This is a genomic window from Rhodoferax sp., assembly GCF_039922535.1.
Taxonomy (GTDB): domain Bacteria; phylum Pseudomonadota; class Gammaproteobacteria; order Burkholderiales; family Burkholderiaceae_C; genus Rhodoferax_B.
In genome coordinates this window covers 1-5214 of sequence record NZ_JBDTEM010000113.1, presented here as the reverse complement: position 1 = coordinate 5214, position 5214 = coordinate 1, and the positions used below count along the sequence as shown (strand labels likewise).

Genomic DNA, 5214 nt, shown 5'->3' with positions numbered 1-5214 from the left:
AGCGCCGAGCAGGTCGCAGTGTTGCGCAGCGCAGGCACGGTGTAAGCCATGGCCCAAACCTACCTTTTTGTGCCCGGCAACCGCCCCGAGCGCTTTGCCAAGGCCCTGGCCAGCGGGGCCGACCGCGTCATCGTGGACCTGGAAGATGCCGTGCTGCCCGCCGACAAGCCCCTGGCCCGCCGGGCGTTTGCCGAATGGCATGCTACGGCAGACACCTCGCGTGTGCTGCTGCGCATCAACGATGCCCACAGCCCGTTCTACGCCGATGACATGGCGCTGCTGCGGGCCTGCACCCTGCCCAGCGTCATGCTGGCCAAGGCCGAGTCGCCTGCGCAGATCGCCGACCTGCAAGCCGCCCACAGCGGCACCGTGCTGGCGCTTCTTGAGACCGCGCGCGGCCTATTGGCGGCGCAGGCGATTGCAGCCACGTCCGGCGTGGCCCGGCTGGCGTTCGGCAGCATCGACTACGCACTCGACCTGGACCTGCCCAGCGACAGCCCTGCGCTGGACATGGCGGCGGTGCACCTCGCCCTGGCCAGCCGCGCCGCCAATTTGCCCGCCCCGGTGGCCGGGGTCACGGTGGCGCTGGATGCCCAGGTAGTAGCCGCCGACATGGCCCACGCCCAGCGCCTGGGCTTTGCCGCCAAGATGTGCATACACCCCAGCCAAGTCTCCGCCGTGCGCACCGCCCTGGCCCCCAGCGCCGCCGACCTGGCCTGGGCCACCCGCGTGTTAGCCGCCTACAGCGCCAACCCCACGGGCGCGTTGCAACTGGACGGAAAAATGATCGACCGCCCCGTGCTGCTCAAAGCCCAGCGCCTGCTGGCATCCACATCCCCCACATCCCCCACCTATTAATCAAGGAGACAACCCCATGGCATCCATCATCGACTCACGCATTTTTGGCGACATTTTCAGCGAAGCAAAAATGCGCGCCGTCTGGTCCGACGAGAACCGCACCGCCAAGTACCTGGACATCGAACGCGCCCTGGCCAAGGTGCAGGGTCAGTTGGGCATCATTCCGCAAGAAGCGGCCGACGAGATCGTCAAAAACTGCAATATCGAGATGATCGACTGGGCGCAGCTCAAGGCCAAGACCGAGCAGATCGGCTACCCCATCATCGCCGTGGTCAACCAGATCAACGCCAACTGCCGCGACAAGCTGGGCGAGTACTGCCACTGGGGCGCCACCACCCAGGACATCACCGACACCGCCACCGTGCTGCAGATGCGCGAAGGCTTGGCGCTGGTAGAGGCGGACCTGAAAGCCATCTCGGATTCGCTGGCCGATTTGTCCCGCACCTACCGCGACACGCCCATCATTGGCCGCAGCAACCTGCAGCAGGCGATTCCCATCACCTTCGGCTTCAAAACCGCCAGCATCCTGGCCGGTATCGAGCGCCACCGCGAGCGGCTGGAGCAGCTCAAGCCGCGTGTTTTCATGGGCGAATTTGGAGGCGCAGCAGGCACGCTGGCATCGCTGGAAAAAGGCGCGATGGAGACCCAGGCCGGGCTGATGGCCGAGCTAGGCCTGGCCAGCCCGCCCATCGCCTGGCACACCGTGCGTGACACCATCGCCGAAGTGGGGGCCTTTCTGGGCCTGGTCGGCGGCTCGCTGGGCAAGATCGCCATGGACGTGAAACTGATGATGCAAACCGAGGTGGGCGAGGTGTTTGAGCCCTACGCCCCAGGCCGCGGCTCGTCCAGCACCATGCCGCAAAAGCGCAACCCCATCTCCTGCCTGTACATCCACGCCAACATCTCGGTGGCGCGCCAGCACGCCGCCGCGCTGATGGATGCCATGGTGGCCGACCACGAGCGCTCCACCGGCCCCTGGGAGATCGAATGGGTGTCGCTGCCCGAAATCTTCTGCCTGATGTCGGGCGCGCTCAAGCAAACCAAATTTGTGCTGGCCGGGCTGGAAGTAGACACCGTGCAGATGCGCCGCAATATCGACATGACCCACGGACTGGTGATGTCTGAGGCCGTGATGATGGGCCTAGGCCCCTTCATTGGCCGCGAATACGCCCACGACCTGGTCTACGAGCTGTGCCGCGAAGCCTTGAAACAGCAGCGCCCGCTGGTCGAGATTCTGGCCGCCCACCCCGAGATCAATGCCCACGTGAGTCGTGCCCAGCTCGATGCCTTCTGCGACCCCGCCAACTACCTGGGCCAGGCGGGTGTGATGGTGGACCAGGTGCTCCAGAACCTGCGCCCCTAAAGCCAAAAATAAGGAGACAACCATGCAATTCAAAAAACTCGTCAAGCTGCTCTACGTCCAGGTGCTGATCGGCCTGGCCCTGGGCATCACCGTGGGCCACTACTGGCCTGAATTTGGTGCCTCGCTCAAGCCCCTGGGCGACGGCTTCGTCAAGCTGGTCAAGATGATGATTGCGCCGGTGGTGTTTTGCACCATCGTCAGCGGCATCACCTCGCTCAACGATTCCAAGGAAATTGGCAAAACCCTGCTCAAGTCCATGGGCCTGTTCTACGTGCTGACCATCCTGGCGCTGCTCACCGGGCTGGCAGCGGTGCTGCTGCTGCAACCCGGCGCAGGCATGCACATCGATCCGAAACTGCTCGACCCCGGCGTGGCCGCCAAGTTTGGCGGCAAGGAGCCGCCCAAGGGCTTTGTGGAATTCATGATGCACATCATTCCGCACTCCTTCTTTGGTGCGTTTGCCGACGGCGAGGTGCTGCCGGTGCTGCTGCTGGCCGTGCTGTGCGGATTCGGCCTGAGCCGCATTGGCCGCGCCGGGCAGCCGGTGCTGGAAGCCATAGAGGGTTTCTCGGAAATGCTGTTTTCGGTATTTGGCCTGCTGATGCGGCTGGCCCCAGTGGGTGCGTTCGGAGCCATGGCCTTTACCGTGGGGCGCTACGGCATCAAATCCATCGGCTCGCTGGGCTTTTTGATCGGCACCTTCTACACCGCCTGCATTTTCTTCGTGGTGGTGGTGTTGGGCTTGCTGGCCCGCATGCATGGCTTTCAGCTCTGGAAATTGATGCGCTACATCCGCGAAGAGCTGCTGGTGGTGCTGGGCACCTCGTCCAGCGAACCGGTACTGCCCCGCCTGCTGATGAAACTGGAGCGCCTGGGCTGCAAGAAAGGCATCGTCGGCCTGGTGCTGCCCACCGGCTACTCCTTCAACCTGGACGGCACCGCCATCTACCTGACGCTGGCTTCGCTGTTCATCGCCCAGGCCTGCGACATCACCCTGAGCTGGGGCCAGATTGCTGCCATGCTGGGCCTGATGCTGCTGACCTCCAAGGGCGCGGCGGGCGTAACCGGCAGCGGCTTCGTCGCCCTGGTGGCCACGCTGACGGTAATGCCCGACCTGCCGGTGGCCGGTGTGGCGCTGATCGTCGGGGTGGACCGCTTCATGTCCGAAGCCCGCGCCCTGACCAGCACCATGAGCAACGCCGTAGCCTGCGTGGTGGTGTCGATGTGGGAAAAAGCCTGCGACCGCGAGGTGCTGCACCGCGAGCTGGATGCCGGGTACGTGGAGCCCGAGCTGACGCTGGACAACCCAGACCCCCTGGGCTCCCGCAGCCACCACCAACCGGTATAACTTGCACAGGGGGCCGTGGCGCAGCGGGCACGCCCGGCCTCCTCAAATCACCCCGTCAGCGCCTCCATCCCCACCCATCCCCGAAAGCCACGTTGATGGCCGCCCCCGGCTGCGCCCGGCATCGTGTACAGGCCAAGCTTGGCGTTAACGGCCTACCGTTAAGCGCCAACCCCGCACTGGGGATAACCCCCGATCGTTACGCCCCGTGCAAGTGTTGCCTCTGCACCTTCATTGATACGGCGTGGGCCGCTACCTATCCTGCATTTCCAGGGGAGCGCCGCCTGTGCTGTTCAAAGCACCGGCACGCCGACCTGGCCGCCCAGCCGCCCATGGCGCTCGGTGCGGCAGCCAGCGCGCACGACAGGCTTCACCACCTTGAAGCCATTTCACACCAATAAGAAAGAGACAATATGAAAACAGTTTTTACCCCCCAGTCGCGCTCCTGGGTCCAGCACCTTGCCCTGGGCGGCGCGGCGGTCGCAACCCTGTGTTTGACCGGATGCGGTAGCACTTCGGAACCCTATTTACCGGCGGCAGCTTCGGCCCTGGTGCCACCGGAATTCACCGGATCCTGCCCCATCACGCGCTCGTCCATCGAGCGATTCAACGTCAAAGGCAGCGGCCTGGCTTTCAATGGTGCCCAGTTTGGCTCTATCGGCACCTATACCTACACACTGGCCGAAGCCACGGCCGAGGTCAGCCCCGCAGACACCTGCGCAGCCACCATCGTCGACTTAAAAAACACGGTGACCGATGCCAACGGCAAGCTGCACTACAGCTTCGACGTGGTGCTGCTCAGTCCCACCGACAGCAGCAAATCCAACGGCACGCTGTTCTACGAAGTGTCCAACCGCACCACGGCATTGCTGGTGCCCACGCTCAACGACGGTAGCTACAACGACCTCTACACCAACGTGCAGCCCCTGGTATCGGCAACCCAAACGGGAACGGTAGCAGGCAGCGGTGCCGGCACGGGCTTCCTGATGAACCAGGGTGCCAGCATCGTCTGGGCAGGCTGGCAGGGTGACCGCCCGCAAGTCCTGACCGGCAGCACGGCGGCTATTTCCAACACCCAGCGCTGGTTTGCTGCAGGCATGACCTTGCCCGTGGCGGTGGATGTGGCCCACGCCAATGCGCCGCTGACCGGCACGGTTCAAGACGAACTGGTGGCCGACAGCGCCACCACCAACCTGCTCGGCACGTATTACAAAATGGCCCCCAACAGCCTGGGCCAAGCCACGCTGACGGTGCGCAAGACCGCCACCTCGGCACCGGTGACCGTCGCCGCTTCGCTGTGGAGCTATACCGCGGGTGCAGGAACGGCAGAAGGCGGCAACACCGGCCCCAATGGCTTTGGTTTCGTCACCATCGACCGGGCGGGCGTACGTGCCGACGCAGCCTACGCGTCCGCGCTGGACGGCGGACTCGACAACGGCTCCATCTACCAGTTCAACTACACCGCCACCAACCCGAAGGTCATGGGCCTGGGCTTTTTGGCCACGCGGGACCTGGTGAGCTTTTTGCGCTACAGCGCCAGCGATACCGCGGGTAACGCCAATCCGCTGGCTGGCCGGGTGCAGACCACCCTGTTTGGTGGCATTTCGCAGTCCGGGCGCTTTGTGCGCGACTACCTGTGGCAAGGTTT

At 64.3% G+C, this 5214-nt stretch carries 3 protein-coding genes and 1 pseudogene; all 4 read left to right on the top strand.

Translation table 11 applies throughout. The features are described from left to right. The first annotated feature begins 48 nt into the window (after window positions 1–48). On the top strand, window positions 49–858 hold the full coding sequence (locus ABI213_RS05315) for a CoA ester lyase (RefSeq protein ID WP_348008674.1): 810 nt from the start codon (window positions 49–51) through the stop codon (window positions 856–858). 16 nt (window positions 859–874) lie between these two features. Further along, complete coding sequence (gene pcaB, locus ABI213_RS05310) at window positions 875–2221, top strand: 3-carboxy-cis,cis-muconate cycloisomerase (protein WP_348026327.1); 1347 nt, start codon at window positions 875–877, stop codon at window positions 2219–2221. A 22-nt stretch (window positions 2222–2243) separates the two neighbouring features. Beyond that, complete coding sequence (dctA, locus tag ABI213_RS05305; RefSeq protein ID WP_348026325.1) at window positions 2244–3569, top strand: C4-dicarboxylate transporter DctA; 1326 nt, start codon at window positions 2244–2246, stop codon at window positions 3567–3569. Window positions 3570–3979: 410 nt separating this feature from the next. After that, window positions 3980–5214, top strand: a pseudogene (locus ABI213_RS05300) (hypothetical protein); the annotation flags it as partial.